We start from the raw sequence: 21,755 nt of genomic DNA on the forward strand, positions 1-21,755 counted from the left end.
AACAAAAATGACACTCATTATTATTGGCATCATTGTATTCTTTGCTGCCTTAGCCTTAAAAAATCAAAATCAAGCCGTTACACAACTGGTAAGACCTGTAAGAATTTTAGGTATTATCCTTATTTTACTAGGATTTTCTACATCGTGCATTAAACAAATAGATGCGGGCCAAATAGGCGTAAAATCTGTTTTTGGTAAAGTACAAAACGACGTAATAACCAGTGGTTTAACCTTGGTAAATCCATTAGTAGATGTAAGCAAAATTGACATTAAAACTCAAAATTACACCATGAGTGGTGTGCACGATGAAGGCGATAAAGTAGGTGATGATGCTATTAAAACTTTAACTGCCGATGGGCTTGAAGTAACGATGGACTTAACGGTATTGTATCGTGTGTTGGCGAAAGATGCACCAAACATTATTCGAGAAACGGGCTTAGATTATAAAGACAAAATTGTGCGCCCAATTACACGCACCAAAATTCGTGACAATGCGGTTTATTACACGGCCGTAGACTTATACAGTGTAAAACGTGACGAGTTTCAGGCGAGAATTTTTAAAACCATAGAAGAAGATTTTAAGAAAAGAGGCTTGGTGCTTGAGCAATTATTAGTGCGTAATATTACCTTACCTGCTACTGTAAAAGCATCTATTGAAGAGAAAATAAAAGCTGAACAAGAAGCACAAAAAATGGAATTCGTACTGCAAAAAGAAAAGCAAGAAGCTAAACGTAAAAGGGTAGAAGCACAAGGTATTGCCGATTACCAACGCATTATGAGCAGCGGCCTTACCGACAAGCAATTGCAATACGAACAAATACAAGTAATGAAGGGCTTGGTAACATCACCTAACAGTAAAGTAATAGTAATGGGTGGTAGTAAAACACCGATTATTATTGACGATAAAAAGTAACACCAATAAGTGTAATTATTCTAAAATCCCTCTGTAGCAATGGTTACAGAGGGATTTTTGTTTTGCGGAAATTCATTTTTCCCGATTTTATAATTCGGTTTTCCCGATGCGGCATGATATAGTTTTAGTTGTGGCTTTGTTTTGCACGATAATTATAAGCAATGCAAATGAAACTAATACTAACAACTATTGTGGCACTACTAACACTTAGTACCATAGCGCAAAGTGGTACTTTAAAAGGTAAAATTGTAACTACTGATGGTAAGCAAGCAGCTTATGTAAATGTGCAACTGAACACTACTAAACTAGCAACCATTTCAGATGAATTTGGTGTGTACGAACTTAAAAATATCCCCGTAGGCAACTACCAATTGACAGTATCGCTAGTAGGCTTGCAAACTATTACTAAGTCAATTACCATTAATGCCAATGCTACTTTGCAGGTAGATGTAACACTGGTAGAGAATGCAGTAAAATTAGATGAAGTAATTGTGCAATCAAGACGCAATTTAAATGCGACACCAGTTTCTATTGGTCGTGTAGCTATTAACCCCTTAGACTTGCCACAAGGCATTACAGTAGTGGGTAAAAATGTACTGCAAGACCAACAAGCACAACGTTTAAGTGATGTATTGAAAAATGTAAATGGTGTGTATTTGGCTAGCACTCGAGGCGCTACGCAAGAAAACTTTTCTGCACGTGGCTATAGTTTTTCAAGTACGAATATGTTTAAAGATGGTGTTCGTATTAACTCTGGCGCTATGCCAGAAACCAGTTCTTTAGAAAAGGTAGAAATATTAAAAGGTAGTGCGGCTATTTTGTATGGCAATGTATCGCCGGGCGGTATTTTAAATATGGTAACTAAGCAACCAAAATTTCAGCAAGGCGGCGAAGTATCTTTCCGTACAGGTAGTTTCGATTTGTACCGACCAGCCGTAGATATTTACGGCCCCATCACTTCTAAAATAGCTTACAGAGTAAATGGTGTGTACGAAAGTGCAGGTAGCTATCGTAATATTCCAAATTCTAAACGCTATTATGTAAACCCATCTTTATTGTTTAAGCTGAGCAACCGCACAGAATTATTGCTACAAGCAGATTACTTAAACCATGAGTTTACACCAGATTTTGGCATTGGTACTTACGACAATACTAAAATTCCTAACGTAGGCAGATCTGCATTTTTTGGTACACCTTGGCAATATGCTAAAACGCAGCAAACATCTACCACCGCTACTTTAAAACACCAACTAAGCGATACTTGGCAGTTAAATAGCTCATTATCTTATCAGCAATATGATAGAGATTATTATTCAACCGAACGTATACAAGCTGCCGCAAATGGTGACTGGGCAAGACCATTGAGCAGAACCAAAAACCATGAAGAATATTATATAGCACAAGTAAGTGCCAATGGTAAACTAACCATTGCAGGTATGCAGCATACAGTATTGGTAGGTGCAGATGCTGATAGGTATTTAACCAAAGCCACATCTTATACCAACCCAACCACTTACGATACCATCAATATTTTCGACGCAAAAAAATATACCGCTCGTACAGATATACCGGTGGCCAATGAGTTGCGTATGATTACCACACCTGTTATTCGTTTTGGTGCTTATGTGCAAGATTTAATCAGCATTACTAGAAAATTGAAATTGCTGGCTGGTGTACGTTTTTCTTACCAAGATGCAAGACCTATAGACACTATAACTTTTGCAACAGGTGTTCGCAAGCAAGCTACTACCAATAAAGTAGACAAAGCTTTTTCGCCGCGAGTAGGTTTGGTATATAAAATCACCAACTATAGTTCGGCTTTTGTAAGCTATGCCAATTCTTTCTCGGTTAATTCTGGTACCGATGTGTATGGCAATGCTTTAGCACCTTCTATTATTGACCAATATGAGATAGGTGTAAAAAATAATTTCTTTGGTGGTGCCTTATCGGCAAATGTGACAGCTTACCGAATTGTGAACAACAACTTAGCACAAACAGCCTTATTTGCTGCTGATGGTGTAACGCCTAATAGTAACACAAGTTTGAGAGCCTTAACTGGGCAAACCACAAGCGATGGTGTAGAGATAGATTTTGGTGTGCATGCACTAAAAGGCCTAGATGTATTGGCTGGTTATAGCTACAATTTTATTCGTTACACAAAAACGCCAGATACAAAAGGTAGTTTTATAGAAGGCGAAAGATTGATTAATAATCCTGCAAGTACGGCTAACGGTAGTGTGTTTTATACCTTTAATAATGGTGCGGTAAAAGGCTTAAAACTAGGTGCAGCGGCATTTTTTACAGGTACACGTTTTGCTGGTTTTAATAATACCAAAGGGCAAACACAAACCTATGCTCGCAATTTTGAAGTGCTTGGTTTTACAACGGTTGATATTAGTGCAGGTTATAACTTCAAGAAATATTCAATTATGACCAAAGTGTCTAACCTTACTAACACCTTTAATTATTATGTACACGAAAATTACAGTGTTAATCCTATTGCGCCTACGCAGTTTGTAGCCACTGTATCATATAAATTCTAGAATATACTTGCAGTTACATCTAGAATAGTGGCCTCAGCAATGAGGTCACTTTTTTTAAGTAGGTCCATTATTGTTAAGGGCACTTTACAATAAAGTAAGGCAAAACAAACTTGTAAAGCCTCACTTCACAATAAAGTAACGCAAAACAAACTTGTAAAGCCTCACTTCACAATGAAGTAGCGCAAAACAAACTTGTAAAGCCTCACTTCACAATGAAGTAGCGCAAAACAAACTTGCAAAGCTTCACTTTACAATAAAGTAGCGCAAAACAAACTTGTAAAACCCCACTTTACAATAAAGTAGGGCAAAAAATGGTTTAAATGCCTCACTTTACAATGAAGTGAAGCAAAAAATAGATTTTAGGTATTACTTCTTTAAGAAGTAGGGTAAAAAATGTTATAAATGCGTTACTTCTCTTGGAAGTAAGGCAAAACAAACTTGAAAAACCTGATTTCTTTAGGAAGTAATGAAATATAAGACAATGTGATTGCTAAGCAGCAGTAAATGCTACCTGATATTGAGAAATAGCGCTCTGCAATGCTGCAAAGCGAACAGAACGTACATACCGATAGCTATCGGTAGTTAGATGCTTCGTACACTCAGCACAGGCTACACAAAAGCATCATAGTAGTAATACAGTTGGTCAACAAAAAATAATATTTCAAATAGCGATAGTCAGTTATTATGCTTTGTTTCTTTGTGTGAAAATTTCCCCCTTCAATTTCCTTAACTTCGCAGCCATCAAAAAATTAGCCATGCATTGTTGCTAAAACCTTGCAGGCATTAACTTTCAGTAGTGTATCATGAGTGTTAAGTACAAAGAATTTTCTGGGTTACATTTACCAACAATAGAAAAAGAAATATTAGCGAAGTGGGATGAAAGCCAAGCTTTTGAACAAAGTGTGGCTTTGCGTGAGGGTAACGAGCCGTTTGTGTTTTACGAAGGGCCGCCAAGTGCCAATGGTATGCCGGGTATTCACCACGTAATTTCACGTACATTGAAAGACTTGGTGTGCCGCTACAAAACCATGCAAGGTTTTCAGGTAAAACGTAAAGGCGGTTGGGATACGCACGGCTTGCCGGTAGAATTAGGTGTAGAAAAAGAATTAGGCATTACCAAAGAAGATATTGGTAAAAAAATATCGGTAGCAGATTATAACCAAAAATGCCGTGAAGCGGTATTGCGTTACAAAAACGAGTGGGATAATATTACCAAGAAAATGGGTTATTGGGTAGATTTAAATAGCCCATACATCACGTTTGAAAATAATTACATCGAGAGCCTTTGGTGGATTTTAAGTAAACTATACGATAAAGGTTTGCTATACGAAAGTGTGAGCATACAACCTTACTCACCTGCTGCTGGTACAGGTTTAAGTTCGCATGAATTAAACCAACCTGGTACTTATAAAGATGTAAAGGATACGAGTGCGGTGGCGATGTTTGCCCTAGCCCTAAAGGGAACAAATGAAAACCATAAAGGCTTCAACGAATTTTTAAAAGCACCCCTTCAGGGGCAGGGGGCTTTCCTAATGGCTTGGACCACCACACCTTGGACGCTTCCTTCAAATTTAGGCTTAACCGTTGGGCCAAATATTGATTATGTGTTGGTGAAAACCTTCAATCCGTATTTACACACACCTGTAAATGTGATTTTGGCAAAAGCGTTATTGGGTAAATACTTTAAACCAGAAGGTGAAAACGGTGATTTTGACAATTATGCTGAAGGCGTAAAACTATTGCCTTGGAAAATATTATCAGAATTCAAGGGCAAAGATATTGAAGGTTGCACTTACGAGCAGTTAATGCCTTATGAAGCCAATTCTTTAGAAGCAATCCAAGCTATTACACCAAATGCAGAACCATTTAAAGTAATTCTAGGTGATTTTGTAACCACAGAAGATGGTACTGGTATAGTACATACAGCGCCTGCTTTTGGGGCAGATGACTTTAAAGTTGGTCAGAAAAATAATATTGGTATATTGACCATGGTAGATAAGCAAGGCAAATTTGTAGATGGCCTTGGTGAGTTTAGTGGTAGATATGTAAAGAATTATAAGGACGAGAAAGACTATGTAGATGTAAACGTAGACATCTGCGTGAAGTTGAAACTAAAAAACCGTGCCTTTAAAATAGAAAAATACGAGCACAGCTACCCACATTGCTGGCGTACTGATAAGCCTATTTTATATTATCCTTTGGATGCTTGGTTTATAAAAACCACGGCTCTAAAAGATAGAATGGTTGAGCTGAACAAAACCATCAACTGGAAACCAAAAAGCACAGGTGAGGGCCGTTTTGGTAATTGGCTAGAAAATATGGTGGATTGGAATTTGAGCCGCAGCCGTTATTGGGGCACGCCTTTGCCAGTATGGAGAACTGAAGATGGTGACGAAGAAGTTTGTATTGGTTCAATAGCACAGTTGCAATCATTAATACATGCTGATAGCCCTGTACAAAATGTAACTGACTTGCACAAACCACAGGTAGATGAAGTGATTTTAACATCGCCTAGCGGCAAACCAATGAAACGTGTAAGCGACTTGGTAGACGTATGGTTTGACAGTGGTGCCATGCCTTATGCACAGCAGCATTTTCCTTTTGAGAATAAAGAACTATTTGCACAAAACTACCCGGCAGACTTTATTGCTGAAGGTGTAGACCAAACTAGAGGTTGGTTTTATACCTTACATGCAATTGGTAGTTTAATTAAAGAAAGTGTAATAGAAGAGCTAGAGAAAGCTGGTTTGCCTACAGATAAAGTAGATGGTAGAGCTTACAAAACAGTGGTAAGTAACGGTTTGGTGCTAGATAAAAATGGCAACAAAATGAGTAAGCGTTTGGGTAACGTAGTAAACCCATTTGAAACCATTGATAAGTTTGGTGCTGATGCCACACGTTGGTATTTAATTACCAATGCTAGCCCTTGGGATAATTTAAAGTTTGATATCAACGGTATTCAGGAAGTACAACGTAAGTTTTTTGGTACTTTATACAATACCTACCAGTTTTTTGTATTGTATGCTAATGTTGATGGCTTTGCATTTAAAGAAGCTTACATGCCTTTGGTAGAACGTCCAGAAATTGACCGTTGGATTTTATCGTCTTTAAATACCTTAATTAAAAAAGTAACAGATGCCATGAACGATTACGAGCCTACACAGGCTGGTCGTTTAATGGAAGAATTTGTAGACGAGCATTTGAGTAATTGGTATGTGCGTTTGTGTCGCCGTCGTTTCTGGAAAGGCGATTACGAAGCCGATAAAATTTCTGCATGCCAAACTTTATATGAGTGTTTAGAAACCTTGACAAGATTGATGGCGCCAATTTCGCCATTCTTTAGTGATGCGGTATTTAACAACTTAAATGCGGTTTCTGGCAGGTTTAGTGTGCAAAGTGTACACCATGCTTTGTACCCAACTTATAATGCAGATGCAGTAGATGCAGCTTTAGAAGAGCGCATGCAATTAGCACAAGATGTATGTTCTTTAGTATTGTCGCTTCGCAAAAAAGTGAACATTAAAGTACGTCAGCCGCTACAAAAGGTGTTGATTCCTGTTTTAAATCCAACAATGAAGCAGCAATTAGAAAAAATTGAGGATTTAATTAAGGCCGAAGTAAATGTTAAAGAGTTAGAGTATATTACCGAGACAGAAGGTATTATTAAGAAAAAGATAAAAGCCAATTTTAAAACATTAGGTGCTAAATTGGGCGCTAATATGAAAGCTGCTGCTGCCGCCATTGCAGGTTTTAGCCAGCATCAAATTTCAGAATTAGAGCAAAATGGCTTTATAGAATTAGAGATTTCAAATCTCAAATTCGAAATTTTAACTGCTGATGTAGAAATTACAGCAGAAGATATACCAGGATGGAGCGTTGCAAGCAAAGGTAGTTTAACAGTCGCATTAGATATTACTATAACGGAAGACCTTCAAAACGAAGGAAATGCTAGGGAGTTAGTAAACCGTGTACAAAATATTCGAAAAGATAATGGTTTTGAATTAACAGACCGTATATTCGTAGAACTGCTTGACAATGCTGTATTCAAGTCAAGTATTATAAACTATAATGATTACATTTGCCGCGAAATTTTGGCAGAAAACATCACTTGGGTAGCCGATATTGAGGATGGCATCGAAATTGAAGTGAACGACGAAATGCTAAAAATACGCATAACAAAAAAAGGATAAAAGCTATGGCTGTTAAAAAACCTGCTCCTAAAAAAGCTGCTAAGGTATCTAAACCAGCAGCAAAACCTGCCGCTAAACCAACTGCGAAAGTGGTTGCAAAAGCTCCTGCAAAAAAAGCTGCGCCTGCTAAAAAGGTGGTAGCAAAAGTACCAGCGAAAAAAGCAGTAGTTGCAGCAAAAAAAGTAGCAAAATCAGTTTCTAAAGCTCCTGTAAAAAAAGCAGCTCCTGCTAAAAAAGTAGTAGCAAAACCAATAGCCAAAAAAGAAACCGCATCAACAAAAAAAGTGGTAGCTAAAAAGGTTGAAGTAAAAAAAGCAGTGGCTAAAGTAGCTGCAAAACCAGCAATAGCTAAAAAAATAGCGCGAGCTAAGCCTGAGGCCAGAGTAGTAGTAAAACCTACTAAGCCAGTGGCTAAGGTGGTTGCAGTACCTGCAAAAAAAGTAGTTTCAACAACAAAAACAGTAGCTAAGGTTGAAGAAAAACCTGTAGCTGCACCGGTAAAAAAAATGGCAAAGTCAAAAGCACCAGAAGTGCCAGCAACACCTAGAAAGCCCATAAAAAAGGCTTTAGAACCTATAAAAGAGGTGAAAGTTGGTAAAATAAGTACAAAATCAAGTGTTCCATATAATCCTGTTTACACACCCATGGAAAAAAGACCTAATACCCCAGCGCAATCAAGCGGTCCATTAGTTAAATACAGCGACGCTGACTTAAACGAGTTTCGTGATTTAATTAATAAAAAAATGGATACAGCTAAAAAAGAATTAGCTTATTTACAAGGTTTAATTACACGTAAAGATGAAGGTGGTGGTAACGATGAAGCTCGTTACATGACCATGGAAGACGGTAGCATGAGCATGGAAAGAGAACAACTGAGCCAAATGGCAGGTCGTCAAATTAGCTATATTGACCACCTTGAAAAAGCCATCATGCGTATAGAAAACAAAACATATGGTGTTTGCCGTGTAACTGGCAAACTGATTGATAAAGCCCGTTTAAGAGCCGTACCACATGCTACACTTAGCCTTGAGGCTAAACTAGGTTTAGTAAAACCGGGTAGCGAATAATCCATTTTCTAAAATATTCTAGTTTAAAAGCCATTCGTCTGCAAGCGAGTGGCTTTTTTGTTTACCAACTTTTGTACTACTATTTAGCGCCTGTTGTGTCACTCACTGCATCGCTTTGTTCGCTTTTCAGCTTATTTACAATTAGTAGTAATCAACTTTTAATGCGTTTGGGTTAATAGTTTTTCTTCTGCCTGTAACTAATTGCTATTTGCTGCGTTCAAACATCATTCATCATAAAAAACGCAACAAACAATGAAAACAGTTTTTACCGCATTACTAGCTATTATCAGTTTTACCACATTTGCCCAGCCATGGAGCAAAATAGAAGGCAATGGCAATCTCACAAAAAATGTAAGAACACTTGACAATTTTACGTCAATTGGCTCAGGTGGTTCTTGGGATGTTATTATTAGTTATGGCACGGATAAAGACGTAACTATTGAGGCCGATGAGAATTTGATTCCTCATATTATTACAGAAGTTAAAGGCGATAAATTGAATATTAAGACAGAGAACTACGTCAATCTAAAGTCAAAAAACAAAATTAAAATCTACGTATCGCTTACAAAAATTACTGGTATATCGCTAGCTGGTAGTGGCAATATTACTGGTATTGGTAATTTTACCAACGATGATAAAACCACTTTTTCAGTAGCTGGTAGCGGCAATATTAACCTCGATTTTAAAAGCATAGAAAAAGTAGGTATTTCAATTGCAGGTAGTGGTAATGTTGTTTTAAAAGGTAAAACTGAAGCGCTTGGTGTAAGTATTGCTGGTAGCGGTGATGCTATTTGTAAAGACTTAGTTGCTGATGACGTAAAAGTATCTATTGCTGGTAGCGGTAGTGCAAAAGTGAATGCTAGCAGCAGTTTAAAAGTATCTGTAGTTGGTAGCGGTGATGTGTATTATACAGGTGCGGTTACTAATATTTCTAAAAGTATAGCAGGTAGTGGTAAGGTTATAAAATTCTAATCTCATCTTTTTTTGAAATTGTGTAAGCCATGCTTTTTTAAAGTGTGGCTTTTTTGTGTTTAAACTTAGCCTTGCTGCCTACGCATGGTTTCTTACATTTGCGGCGAATTGGTTCATGGTTCATGACAAATAGGTCGTGGTAGAAACTATGAACTATTACCTATTATCAATGAACTTTCTTTTATAATGGAAATTACCGTTAAAACCGCCGAGCAATTACGTCTTACCGCTGAAGAATTTGAGTTAATAAAACAAAAACTTGGTCGCACACCAAACTTTACTGAGTTGTGTAGCTTTAGTGCTATGTGGAGCGAACACTGTAGTTATAAAAACTCTATCAAATGGCTAAAAACATTGCCAAGAGAAGGCGGTAAACTTTTAGTTGCAGCAGGTGAAGAAAATGCAGGGTTAATGGATATGGGTAATGGCTTTGGTGTAGTATTTAAAATAGAAAGCCACAATCACCCAAGTGCTTTAGAGCCGTTTCAAGGCGCAGCTACAGGTGTTGGTGGTATTCAACGAGATATTTTTACAATGGGTGCAAGACCAATTGCATCGCTAAACAGCCTTCGCTTTGGTAATCTAAAAGATAAAAAAACACAACACTTATTACGTGGTGTGGTGCATGGTATAGGCCATTATGGCAACTGCTTTGGTGTGCCTACTGTAGGTGGTGAAGTGTATTTTGAAGATTGCTACCATACCAATCCTTTGGTAAATGCCATGAGCGTTGGTATAATGAAGGCAGATAAAATGATTAGCGCCACAGCAAAAGGTACTGGAAATCCTGTATTTTTTGTAGGCAGTGCTACGGGTAAAGATGGTATTGGTGGTGCAAGTTTTGCTAGTGCCGATATTAATGCAGATTCTGTACAAGAACTACCAGCGGTGCAAGTGGGTGATCCATTTCAAGAGAAAAAGTTATTAGAAGCTTGTTTAGAACTGATAGATACTGATGCTATTGTTGGTATGCAAGATATGGGTGCAGCCGGCATTATATGCTCTACTGCCGAAATGAGTGCAAAAGGTGGTGTAGGTATGCGTATAGATTTAGAGAAAGTACCAACTCGCCAAAAAGATATGAAAGCTTGGGAATTGCTATTGAGTGAAAGCCAAGAACGTATGCTGATTGTAGTAGAAAAAGGTAGAGAAAAAGAAGTACTAGATATTTTTGAAAAATGGGATTTATCAGCTAGTAACATAGGCGAGGTAACAGATGATGGCTTGTTGAAATTTTACATGAATGGTGTTTTAGAAGCCGAATTGCCAGCGGAAGAATTGGTACTTGGTGGTGGTGCACCTCAATACACAAGAGACTATACTGAGCCAAAATATTTTGTAAAAATTGCCGATTTTAAACTTGAAAGTATTACTGATATTAAAGACAATGCTGAGTTAAAGGCTACTGTTGAAGCATTAATACAAATACCAAATATCGCTAGCAAACGTTGGGTGTACACACAATACGATAGTATGGTAGGTGCGGCAAACATGAGTACCAACGACCCAAGCGATGCAGCTATTGTTTTGGCAAAAGGTACTGGTAAAGCACTAGCTATGACAGTTGATTGCAACAGTAAATATGTATTTGCAAACCCTTATGTTGGCGGTATGATAGCCGTTGCTGAGGCTGCTCGTAATATCGTTTGCAGCGGTGGCGAGCCATTAGGTGTAACCAATTGCTTAAACTTTGGTAATCCTTACGACCCAGAATTATACTACCAATTTGTAAAAGCAGTAACAGGTATGGGTGATGCTTGTAGAAAGTTCAATACACCTGTAACAGGCGGTAATGTTAGCTTCTATAATCAAAATCCTGATGGTCCTGTATATCCAACACCAACCATTGGTATGGTGGGTGTATTAGAAGATATTACTACCAAAATGACCATGTACTTTAAACAAGAAGGCGATGTGATTTTGCTGGTAGGCAATCAAAAAAATGATATTGGTTCAAGTGAGTATTTACACAAACTAAAAGCTGTAGAATATTCGCCAGCACCATATTTTGATATTGACGAAGAGTTTAACACACAGCAATTTATTAAAGATATAATTGCTCAAAAGTTTATCCAATCTGCACATGATGTTAGTGAAGGTGGTTTGATTGTTACGCTGCTAGAAAGTGGTTTTCAGAAAGGCTTAGGTTTTTCAGTAGCAACAACCAATAAAGATATTAGAACAGACGCTTACTGGCTAGGTGAGGCACAAGGTAGAGTGGTGATAAGTACTACAGCAGCGCAAGCAGTAGATATAAAGGCAGCAGCGCAAGCAAGTAATATTGCTGTTGTAGAATTGGGTGCAGTTACTAGTGGTGCTATTGTAGTAAACAATAACAACTGGGGTAGCATCAACGATTGGAAAGAGAAATACGATACAGCTATTGAAAAATATTTAAACTAGCCCCTAACCCCTAAAGGGGGTTTTATACATCATATTTACAAAAAATGGAAAGAGAGAGTGTCATAAATGAGAGTTTTAAAAACTCACCTTTAGGGGCTGGGGGCAACAGTGGCAGCATCATTGTTACTGGTGCGGCCGGCTTTATTGGCTCTTGCATGGTGCAGTTTTTAAATGAAAATGGCTATCGCAACATTATTATTGTAGATGATTTTGGTGTAGAAGAAAAGCGAAGAAATTGGGAAAATAAACAGTTTGCCGAAGCGATTGAAAGACAAAGTTTATTTGAATGGCTAGCTGCAAATAATCCTAAAATAGCTACAGTTATTCATCTTGGTGCAAGAACCGATACCACTGAATTTAACTATGCTATTCATCAAGCATTAAACGTAGAATATTCGCAAAATATTTGGCAGTATTGTACAGAAAATAAAGTGCCATTAATTTATGCTTCATCGGCTGCAACCTACGGTGGTGGTGAGTTTGGATACGATGATAACCACGAATTGCCTTTTCAATTACAGCCATTAAATCCTTATGGTGTAAGTAAAAATGAGTTTGATAAATGGGCAATCCAACAAACTGAAACGCCACCATTTTGGGCGGGCTTAAAGTTCTTCAATATTTATGGGCCAAATGAATACCACAAAGGCAGAATGGCTAGTGTCATTTGGCATTCGTTCAAGCAAATAAAAGCCAACGGCTTGGTTAAATTATTTAGAAGTCATAATCTTAATTTTAAAGATGGTGAGCAACTGCGTGATTTTGTGTATGTAAAGGATTTATTAAAAGTAATGTTGTGGATGATGGAAAAGTCAATAGTCAATGGTGAATTGTCAAAGGATGCAACTTTCACTATTCACTATTCACCATTCACTAATGGTCTTTACAATTTAGGTACTGGCACAGCTCGTAGTTTTTATGCATTAGCTTCTGCTACTTTTAGAGGGCTTGATTTAGAGCCTAATATTGAATTTGTAGACATGCCTTTAGATATTCGAGATAAGTACCAATATTTTACCGAAGCTAATATGCAAAAGCTACACAACGCTGGCTATACTGAACCTTTCTACACTTTAGAAGCTGGTGTAGACGATTATGTACGCAATTATCTCTCTGCCAATAAAATTTATTAAATTTGGGGTAAATGTTGTGTTATGAGTGTATTAGAGATGAAAGAGATTATCAAAGAAAAAATTGATAATACGCAAGACGAAATCTTGTTAAATAGAATTAATGACTTAATTAATGCTGCCGAAAATGAACCTCGATTAACGGCTGAAGAACTATTTGACTTTACCGTTTCTCGTTTCGAGAATACATTAAAGCGTTTGGCACAATGATAACGCTACAAGATGTCTTACGGTTTCACGAATTGTCTATTCAAAAGTTTGGAGGTTCACAAGGCATACGAGATGAAGGCTATTTACAAAGTGCAATAGAAAGACCATTTTCTACTTTTGCAGGCGAGGAATTATATCCTACACCTTACGAAAAAGCGGTAGCAATTTTAGAAAGTATTTTAAAGAATCATCCTTTTGTTGATGGTAACAAGCGTACAGCGTTAATTGCATGTGATGCTATGTTACGTTTACATAAGCTAATATTTACACTTTCAGAAGCTGAGGCTTATGACTTTGTTATAAACGTTGCGACCACACAAATAGACTTTGAAGGTGCTGTAGAGTTTTTAAAATCTAAATCGGTTCAATTATAAATCATGAATAAAAAAATTGCCATTATCGGCGGCGGAAATTTAGGTGCTTCTATAGCTGAAGGGCTTATTAATAGTGGCTTTATTGTGCCACAGCATATTATTATTACGAAGCGTAACATTAGCACTTTAGGTGCATTAGAAGAAAAAGGCGCTTTAGTAAGTAATAATAATTTAGAAGCTGCTGGCTTTGCAGATTATATCATTTTGGCTATTAAGCCTTTTCAAATTAAAGAAGTACTAGAGCAGCTAAAGCCAAAGTTAGATAGCAAGCGTCATGTATTAATTAGCGTGGTAAGTGGTGTTTGGGTAAAAGATATGCAAGATGTTTTGGGTAATGATTTTGCCATTTTCAGAGCCATGCCAAACACTGCTATTGCCATTCAAGAAAGTATGACCTGTATTAGCGATAGCAATACCACTAACGAGCAACGTCAGTTTGTAAAAGATTTGTTTAACCAACTTGGTCAGTCTGTTTTTATTGAAGAAAAACTAATGGATGCAGCTACGGTGCTAGGTGCTTGTGGTACTGCTTATGCTATGCGTTATATAAGAGCTAATATTCAAGGTGGTATAGAAATTGGTTTTAGTGCTTCAGTTGCTTCTTTAATTGCTGCGCAAACGGTAAAGGGTGCGGCTGAATTGTTGCTACAAAAAAATACGCATCCTGAGCAAGAGATTGATAAAGTAACCACGCCTAAAGGCTGTACCATTGCTGGCTTAAACGAAATGGAACACCAAGGTTTTAGCTCATCTTTAATAAAAGGTATAGTTACTAGCTACAAAAAATTGCAATAGACTTAACTCAATATTTCTTTTAAATACAAAAAAGGTGTTTGCCAACGGCAAACACCTTTTTTGTATTTAAATTAATCTTTCTTTTCATCAGGTTTGTTACCACCTTCTTCTCTAGGTGGCCTTGGTCCTCTATCACGGTTTTGTGGTGGTCGCTGATTATGCCTTGGTCCTTGTGGTCTTTGATTATTGTTACCACCTTCTCTAGGCTGCTGCTGCCCACGTTGTTGTGGCGGTCGCTGTGGCACATTAGGTCTTTGTTCTCTAGGTGATTGTGGTGGTCTTTGGTTATTATTACCACCTTCTCTAGGCTGTTGTGGCCCACGTTGCTGTTGCGGTGGCTTTTGTTGTTGCTGAGACGTTTGGTTCGGTCTTGCTTCTCTAGGCCCACCTTGTTGAGGGCGCTCATTTCTTCTATCATTACCGCCACCACGTTGCTCATTATTGCCACGTCTATCTTGGTTTCTAGCGTTTCTATCGTCGTCTCTTCTACGTCTATCGTTCTTTTCTAGGCTTTGCAGGCTTATTTGCCCCACCACATCTACAAACGTAGGCTCTACCTCTTTTGGCTTGCCAGTAGTTACATCTACAGGTTCTAAATCTTCAGGTCTTATCCCTTGTGCATTTAGGCGTTTTATTTCTTTTACACGCTGAATGGTTAAAGGATAATGCTTGCTACCACCTTGAACAATGTACCACATCAAGTTTTTAAAAATGTCTTTCTTTATCAAAAAGGCATTACCCTTAGCGGTTTCTATGGTGTCTGCATTATCTGGAAATTGCTGCAATGCATCTAAATAAGTATCTAATTCGTAGTTTAAGCAACATTTCAAGCGCCCACATTGGCCACTTAACTTGGTTTGGTTAATAGACAAGTTTTGATAACGAGCTGCCGTTGTATTCACACTTTTAAACTCAGTTAACCAAGTACTACAGCACAATTCTCTACCACAGCTACCTATGCCACCCACTTTTGCAGCTTCTTGTCTGATGCCTATTTGACGCATTTCTACCTTCAGCTTAAACTCTGCGGCAAACATTTTAATCATTTCTCTAAAGTCAACCCTATCATCGGCCGTATAAAAAAATGTTGCTTTTTTACCATCTGCCTGAATGTCAATTTCACTCAACTTCATTTGCAACTTCAATTCTATCGCAATCTCGCGGCTACGTGCTTGAATCTTCGCTTCACGACCTTTGCTAATTTTAAAGCTTTCAATATCTCTATCGTTACTTGGTCTTAGCACTTTTTTCATTTCGCTACTAAACTCATCTACACCTCGTTTCTTTAGTTGCAGGCGCACAAGCTCGCCACTCAAACTTACTTCACCCACATCAAAACCGCCCACACCTTCTATGGTTACATAGTCACCTTTTTCAAAATAGTGCGATGATGTATTTCTAAAAAACTCTTTACGGCTGCCTTGTTTAAAACTCACTTCAAGCACCTTACAACTGCTTTCTACGTCAGCTATCGGCAAGTTATTTAGCCAGTCATGCACATTCATACGGTTACAACTACCAGTACTGCAACCGCCATTGCTTTTACAGCCACCCGGTTTGGTACCACAAGATCCACAAGCCATTGTATATTACATTTTCTGTGTTAAACTAAAATTTTATTGTAGCGTAATGCTTTTGTAACCAACGCTAGTACTACTATGTAGCATAATGAAGCCTGTGCTGAGTTTACGAAGCATCTACACTTGTACGCTTTGTTCTTTGTTGAGGCTAGGTAATACAGATACGTAAAACCCTTGTAGATATTGTGCCAATGAAGCAGTAGAATAGACCAATAAGAGAATCATTATGCCGAATGCGCCCAAGCAATAGTACTGTTTACCAATTGCGAAATCCTTTTATCAAAACCCATCAAACCAATTATATCATCAACCATTCGGGATACTTAAACAACTGTCTCTCCATCAAACTATCACAAAGCTCATACAACACCACCACATTTACCTCTAAACTCAAAAATAGGTAATTAATTATTTTATGACGTGGATAATTTGAGGGACTATCTAAATTTCGTTTTATGAAAAACAGTGTCGACGGTAATTAGGTTTGTTTGACCTTTAAAACGAGTGCCTCTTGGACCTAATCCTGTCGCTAAAATTACATTGGATAGTTCTGAAATTTCAATACTGTCTAATGTAATTTTTTTGATTGAAGCCCATTCTGCACATTTAAATAAATTGGCGGTATAGTTGCTGGTATCGCTTAGTGGCTTCAAGTAACCATTCATTTTTAAAGATCTAATATTGAATATGTTCGAAATGATTTGAAAAGTGTCTTTTATGCTTTTTTCGAAAACTATTTTTACAGCTATATTAGCTTCAGTAGCCAAATCAGCATCTATACTAACATATCCTGTTGTTCTTACAAAAGCTTTTATACGAGATTTCGGTGCATTATAAACTGCTGTTGTTTCAAAATCATAATCACTAGCCCAAAGACTAATAAAATTACATGAATAAATAATTATTGAGAAAAGGGATGATACCAAAATACTTTTGAATTTCATATTAAGTCCATTGAGTTATTACAAACTTTATGACAGTTAATTTTGTGCCTTTCATTCACGCAAAGTCTCATAAAGAAAAGCAGTCGTGAGACTCTACGCATCCTTCAATTACCTATATCTCACGAATATTATCTCCCCCCAATCCTACCCACCCTGCTGTGGTGTACTAGGTTTTGGTGTAGCAGCTAGTGCATTGGCTTTGGCTATTAGTTCGTTAAGGTCGCCTATGCAAGTTTCGTATAGCGCAATGTCAAGGCCATCGGCTCTGTCGCTTGTGTAGCGGCTTACTAGTAAGTCAGTGGTTTCGGTGTAAAGTGCCGTTGCTTTTTTGCGTATCTCGCTAAAGCTTTCTATGGTATTATTAGTAGCGGTATCGCTTATTCTGTTGCTGTATTGTTTTGCAAATTCGTTGTTTACCTCGCCCAAAGCCGTAATCCACAATGTACCATTCATGGCTGCAAGTGCGGCTTTGCGTTCTGCATTATTGGTAAAGCCTTCTACAATAGCGGTAAGAATGGTAGTTTCAGATAGTTGGTTTTGCTGTGCAATATTGCTGCCAAAGCCTTTTACAAAAGCTAACAGTTTTACCGCATCGGCAGCTATGGCTGCATCGGGGTAATCTGTCATGGCGTCTAAAAATTTAATAAAGCCCGAAATCAAAATATCACGTTTTCTGTCTAGTTCGTTCAATAGCTTGGTAAGTTGGCTAGCTTGTTCCTTATCAAGTGCCGCCGCCAAGAGGGCAAATACAGCCATTAAGGCATCCACCTTGTTTTTAATTTTCAGTTTTACTACATCGTACTTAGTAAATAGGGCTACGGTTTGCTTTAAGAAGCCAAAAAACTCGGTGTTAATGAGTGCTTTAATTTTTACGTTTGCTAGTTTCATAGTATGCTTGTTTAGTTAGCCAAATATATTAATTAATTGCACAAACACCCAAGTTTTATGGGGAAATTATTTTATACAGATAGAATATGCTTCCCTAAGTTGGGGAAAGGCTTTATGAGCGTAAAAAATAGTTTCCCAAGTTGAGGAAACGCATTATGAGTATAAAAAACGGTTTTCTAAGTTGGGGAAAGGCTTTATGAGCGTAAAAAATGGTTTCCCAAGTTGAGGTAAGGCTTTATGCGTATAAAAAATGCTCTCTCAAGTTAGGGAAGGGCTTTATGAGCGCAAAAAATGATTTCCCAAGTTGGGGAAAGGCTTTATGCGTGTAAAAAAATTTCCCAAAAAAAGAGCGTCACTGCGAGGAACGAAGCAGCCTAAATGCTATTACCAGATTGCTTCGTTCCATGCAATAACGTTTAAGCATAAAAGATTACTATGGATTTTTGTGGAATAGCTTGTTTACGACATCTAAATCATGCTATAATTCCTAAACCATGAAATTCATATACCGAATATCTATTTGCTTATTACTAACTACTTGTAACAATAACATTAAGTCTGAGGCTAACCAAGCTGCAAATGATTACTGCGATTGTATTCACAATAATAAAACCAGTTTTAAAGAGAAGCAGGCCTTAAATTCCTATTGTTTGAGAGTGATATACAAGAAGTACAGATTGTTCAAACTATGCTTAGATGATATGTCTGGTTCAAACGTTAATTTCTTATCACCCACACAAAAAGATAGTGTTAAGACATTTAGAATTTATTTTGATAAGCAAATAGAAGGTTGTGCATTGGAAAAATGAATCAGTTGTTTTCCAATGGTATTACCAAACCTGTCAGGTCTTAAAGACCTGACAGGTTTATTAAACCAAAACCTTACCGCCCACATAAGTTCTTGCTTTTTCTTTTGCAAATGATTTAAACTTGTAGCACAAACTATTTGCTATGAGTATAAAACACTTTTTCGGTTGGGCTTTGCTGTTGTTGCTAAGCGCTAGCAGCACATTTGCCCAAACCATCCCTTCACCCAAACAACATTTTGGCTTTGCTATTGGTGACGATTACCAACTAGCTACGTACACCCAAACAGCCGCTTATTTTAAAAAACTAGCCGAAACAAGCCCTCGTGTAAAACTGGTAGATATTGGTAAAACCGAAGAAGGTAGAACGCAATACATGCTCATTATTTCTTCGCCAGAAAGCTTGAAAAACCTAGATAAATACAAAGCCATTTCGCAGCAGCTAGCCCACGCAGACGGGCTTACAGACGAGCAAGCACGTACCTTAGCCAGTGAAGGCAAAGCCATTGTGTGGATAGATGGTGGTTTACATGCAACAGAAGTGGTTGGTGCGCATCAACTAATAGAAACGGCTTGGCAACTAAGCAGCCGCACCGATGCAGAAACGGTAAACCTGCTAAATAATGCCATTGTATTAATGACACATGCCAACCCTGATGGGCAAGAATTGGTAAGCAACTGGTACATGCGTGAAGCAAAACAAGAAAAACGCACTACTAACTTTTTACCAAGATTGTATGAGAAATATGCTGGTCATGATAATAACCGTGACTTCTACATGTTTAATTTAAAGGAAAGCCAAAATATGGGTAGGCAGTTGTTTGTAGAATGGCTACCGCAAATTATGTACAACCACCACCAAACTGGCCCTGCTGGTACGGTAGTGGCTGGCCCACCATTTAGAGATCCATTTAACTACGTGTTTGACCCTTTGGTGATGACAGAACTAGATGCAGTTGGCGCATCTATGATTAATCGCTTAAACGCAGAAGGTAAACCTGGCTATACCAAACTAGGTGGCTCGGTATATTCTACTTGGTACAATGGCGGCTTGCGCACCTCTACTTATTTTCACAATATGGTAGGTTTATTAACCGAAATTATTGGTAGCCCTACACCTATGGAAATACCAGTAGTGCCAGATAGATTAATACCTAGTAGTGCGAATCCTTATCCAATTTTGCCTCAAAAATGGCGTTTTAGACAGTCAATAGATTATTCAGTATCGCTTAACTATGGTGTACTAGATTATGCCGTAAGACACAGAGATGAATTGCTGTATAATATTTACAAAATGGGCAAAGCCTCTATACAAAAAGGCGAGAAAGATAATTGGGGCTTGTCGCCAAAATTCTCTGCCGAAATAACTAAACTAGCACAAGCAGCACAGCCTACTACACCAAGAACAGAAGAAGCAGGTGGTGAAGGTAGAGGCAGAAATAGTATACCATTAAAACTGTATGATTCTGTATTAAAAAAGCCAGCGTATCGTGATGCTCGTGGTTATATTATTCCCGCTAATCAGCCAGATTTTGCCACTGCTACACATTTTATAAATACCTTAATTACCAGTGGTATGCAAGTGCATAAAGCCACAGCCGATTTTACCGTTGGCGGTAAAACATACCCTAAAGGTTCGTTTGTTGTAAAAACCAACCAAGCTTTTAGACCACATATACTAGATATGTTTGAACCACAAGATCACCCTAATGATTTTCAATATCCGGGCGGGCCACCAATAGCACCATACGATGCAGCTGGCTGGACGCTTGCTTACCAAATGGGTGTGCAGTTTGATAGACAAATTGATGCTTTTGATGGGCCATTTGAAAAGATTGCTTATGGCGAATTACAAACCGCAAAAGGTAGTATTACGCCTTCGGCAAAAACGGCTGGTTACTTATTAAATGCTCGTGCCAATAATGCGTTTGCAGTTGCGAATGATTTGCTAAAAGCAGGTATAGAAGTATTTAGAACCAATGATTCTGTGTACAATAATTTCAATAAAGGGTCATTCTTTATTCCTACTTCTGGTAAAAATAAAGCTGCTGTAGAACAAGCCATAGTAAGCCTTGGTGTGGATGCGGTAACATTGGCAAAACGTCCTACTAATCTTACCAAAATAAATCCTGCACGTATTGCCATTTGGGATACTTACGGTGGTTCTATGCCATCTGGTTGGTTGCGTTTGATAATGGAACAATACCATTTTGCAGCAGACGTGATTTATGCAAAAGATATTGATACTGGCAAATTAAAAACCAAGTACGATGTGATTGTATTTGTGGGCGGTGCTATTCCTTCATTGACAGCTAATGCAGGTAGAGGCTTTGGTTTTGGCGAGCCAAAAGCAGATTCAATACCAGAAGAATATCGTAACCGCTTAGGTAGAATTACTGCTGCAAAATCTATCCCTCAACTGAAACAATTTTTAGAAGACGGTGGTAATATCATCACCATTGGTAGCAGTACCAATTTGGCGTATCATTTAAATTTACCAGTAAAAAATGCCTTGGTAGAAACCGTAAACGGTGTAGAAAAAACTTTACCGGGCGAGAAATATTATATACCTGGTAGCATCTTAAAAGTAAGTGTAGATACCACACAGTTAGCAGCTTACGGTATGCCATCGCAAGCTGATGTGTATTTTGATGCAAGCCCTGTGTTTAATATTTTGCCAGAAGGTCAATCGAAAGGCACAATTAAACCATTGGCATGGTTTGCAAGTGCACAAAGTTTGCGTAGTGGTTGGGCTTGGGGGCAATCTTATTTAAACGGTGGTGTAGCTGCATTTACCGCCAAAGTCGGCAAGGGTAATTTGTATGCTTTTGGCCCAGAAATTACGTTTAGGGCACAGCCTTATGGCACGTTTAAGTTATTATTTAATGGTTTGTATCAATAGGAAAATATTTTTGATAAAATAAATGAGCCGCCCAAAAG

General features: G+C 38.0%; 14 protein-coding genes. 11 read left to right on the forward strand and 3 right to left on the reverse strand.

Features of this window, described 5'->3' with window-relative positions; translation table 11 throughout:
- Nucleotides 1-7 precede the first annotated feature (7 nt).
- The 10 genes from ACT9TX_RS00975 (at nt 8) to proC (ending at nt 14,597) form a co-directional block, all read left to right on the forward strand.
- On the forward strand, nt 8-913 hold the full coding sequence (locus tag ACT9TX_RS00975) for a prohibitin family protein (protein WP_481336229.1): 906 nt from the start codon (nt 8-10) through the stop codon (nt 911-913).
- Nucleotides 914-1,080: 167 nt separating this feature from the next.
- Complete coding sequence (locus ACT9TX_RS00980) at nt 1,081-3,456, forward strand: TonB-dependent siderophore receptor (RefSeq protein ID WP_481336231.1); 2,376 nt, start codon at nt 1,081-1,083, stop codon at nt 3,454-3,456.
- A gap of 803 nt (nt 3,457-4,259) precedes the next feature.
- Complete coding sequence (gene ileS / locus ACT9TX_RS00985; RefSeq protein WP_481336233.1) at nt 4,260-7,646, forward strand: isoleucine--tRNA ligase; 3,387 nt, start codon at nt 4,260-4,262, stop codon at nt 7,644-7,646.
- A gap of 5 nt (nt 7,647-7,651) precedes the next feature.
- Nucleotides 7,652-8,713 carry a TraR/DksA family transcriptional regulator gene (locus ACT9TX_RS00990; protein WP_481336235.1) on the forward strand — a complete coding sequence of 354 codons (1,062 nt, stop codon included), beginning with the start codon at nt 7,652-7,654 and terminating at the stop codon, nt 8,711-8,713.
- Nucleotides 8,714-8,965: 252 nt separating this feature from the next.
- Nucleotides 8,966-9,685, forward strand: a complete 720-nt coding sequence (locus tag ACT9TX_RS00995) for a head GIN domain-containing protein (RefSeq protein WP_481336237.1) — start codon at nt 8,966-8,968, stop codon at nt 9,683-9,685.
- 186 nt (nt 9,686-9,871) lie between these two features.
- Nucleotides 9,872-12,088: a phosphoribosylformylglycinamidine synthase subunit PurL gene (gene purL, locus ACT9TX_RS01000; RefSeq protein WP_481336238.1), complete on the forward strand. Its 2,217-nt coding sequence runs from the start codon at nt 9,872-9,874 to the stop codon at nt 12,086-12,088.
- A gap of 44 nt (nt 12,089-12,132) precedes the next feature.
- The gene (gene rfaD, locus ACT9TX_RS01005; protein ID WP_481336240.1) at nt 12,133-13,221 is read left to right on the forward strand and encodes an ADP-glyceromanno-heptose 6-epimerase; all 1,089 of its coding nucleotides are present in this window, start codon (nt 12,133-12,135) and stop codon (nt 13,219-13,221) included.
- 21 nt (nt 13,222-13,242) lie between these two features.
- A complete protein-coding gene (locus ACT9TX_RS01010) occupies nt 13,243-13,428 on the forward strand; it encodes a hypothetical protein (protein WP_481336242.1) in 186 nt (61 codons plus the stop codon).
- On the forward strand, nt 13,425-13,802 hold the full coding sequence (locus tag ACT9TX_RS01015) for a type II toxin-antitoxin system death-on-curing family toxin (protein WP_481336244.1): 378 nt from the start codon (nt 13,425-13,427) through the stop codon (nt 13,800-13,802). Before ACT9TX_RS01010 ends, ACT9TX_RS01015 begins: the two co-directional genes overlap by 4 nt.
- Nucleotides 13,803-13,805: 3 nt before the next feature.
- The gene (proC, locus tag ACT9TX_RS01020) at nt 13,806-14,597 is read left to right on the forward strand and encodes a pyrroline-5-carboxylate reductase (protein ID WP_481336246.1); all 792 of its coding nucleotides are present in this window, start codon (nt 13,806-13,808) and stop codon (nt 14,595-14,597) included.
- Nucleotides 14,598-14,668: 71 nt separating this feature from the next.
- Here proC and ricT read toward each other — a convergent pair whose 3' ends face one another.
- From ricT to ACT9TX_RS01035, 3 genes are all read right to left on the reverse strand, one after another.
- Complete coding sequence (gene ricT / locus ACT9TX_RS01025) at nt 14,669-16,180, reverse strand: regulatory iron-sulfur-containing complex subunit RicT (RefSeq protein ID WP_481336247.1); 1,512 nt, start codon at nt 16,178-16,180, stop codon at nt 14,669-14,671.
- 434 nt (nt 16,181-16,614) lie between these two features.
- Nucleotides 16,615-17,121, reverse strand: coding sequence for a hypothetical protein (locus ACT9TX_RS01030; protein WP_481336249.1), 507 nt, complete (start codon nt 17,119-17,121; stop codon nt 16,615-16,617).
- 144 nt (nt 17,122-17,265) lie between these two features.
- Entirely contained in the window at nt 17,266-18,009 is a 744-nt protein-coding gene (locus ACT9TX_RS01035; protein WP_481336251.1) for a DUF6261 family protein, read from the reverse strand.
- A gap of 951 nt (nt 18,010-18,960) precedes the next feature.
- Between ACT9TX_RS01035 and ACT9TX_RS01040 the strand changes: the two genes are divergently transcribed.
- Nucleotides 18,961-21,717, forward strand: coding sequence for a M14 family metallopeptidase (locus tag ACT9TX_RS01040; protein WP_481336252.1), 2,757 nt, complete (start codon nt 18,961-18,963; stop codon nt 21,715-21,717).
- Nucleotides 21,718-21,755: the final 38 nt, after the last annotated feature.

Source organism: Parasediminibacterium sp. HNIBRBA5674 (assembly GCF_056745525.1).

Coding starts and splice junctions, on each gene's coding strand:
- ACT9TX_RS01015 (WP_481336244.1), top strand. CDS start 13,425: ATGATAACGCTACAAGATGTCTTACGGTTTCACGAATTGTCTATTCAA.
- ACT9TX_RS00980 (WP_481336231.1), top strand. CDS start 1,081: ATGAAACTAATACTAACAACTATTGTGGCACTACTAACACTTAGTACC.
- ACT9TX_RS01040 (WP_481336252.1), top strand. CDS start 18,961: ATGAGTATAAAACACTTTTTCGGTTGGGCTTTGCTGTTGTTGCTAAGC.
- ACT9TX_RS01010 (WP_481336242.1), top strand. CDS start 13,243: ATGAGTGTATTAGAGATGAAAGAGATTATCAAAGAAAAAATTGATAAT.
- rfaD (WP_481336240.1), top strand. CDS start 12,133: ATGGAAAGAGAGAGTGTCATAAATGAGAGTTTTAAAAACTCACCTTTA.
- proC (WP_481336246.1), top strand. CDS start 13,806: ATGAATAAAAAAATTGCCATTATCGGCGGCGGAAATTTAGGTGCTTCT.
- ricT (WP_481336247.1), bottom strand. CDS start 16,180: ATGGCTTGTGGATCTTGTGGTACCAAACCGGGTGGCTGTAAAAGCAAT.
- ACT9TX_RS00995 (WP_481336237.1), top strand. CDS start 8,966: ATGAAAACAGTTTTTACCGCATTACTAGCTATTATCAGTTTTACCACA.
- ileS (WP_481336233.1), top strand. CDS start 4,260: ATGAGTGTTAAGTACAAAGAATTTTCTGGGTTACATTTACCAACAATA.
- ACT9TX_RS01035 (WP_481336251.1), bottom strand. CDS start 18,009: ATGAAACTAGCAAACGTAAAAATTAAAGCACTCATTAACACCGAGTTT.
- ACT9TX_RS00990 (WP_481336235.1), top strand. CDS start 7,652: ATGGCTGTTAAAAAACCTGCTCCTAAAAAAGCTGCTAAGGTATCTAAA.
- ACT9TX_RS00975 (WP_481336229.1), top strand. CDS start 8: ATGACACTCATTATTATTGGCATCATTGTATTCTTTGCTGCCTTAGCC.
- purL (WP_481336238.1), top strand. CDS start 9,872: ATGGAAATTACCGTTAAAACCGCCGAGCAATTACGTCTTACCGCTGAA.
- ACT9TX_RS01030 (WP_481336249.1), bottom strand. CDS start 17,121: ATGAAATTCAAAAGTATTTTGGTATCATCCCTTTTCTCAATAATTATT.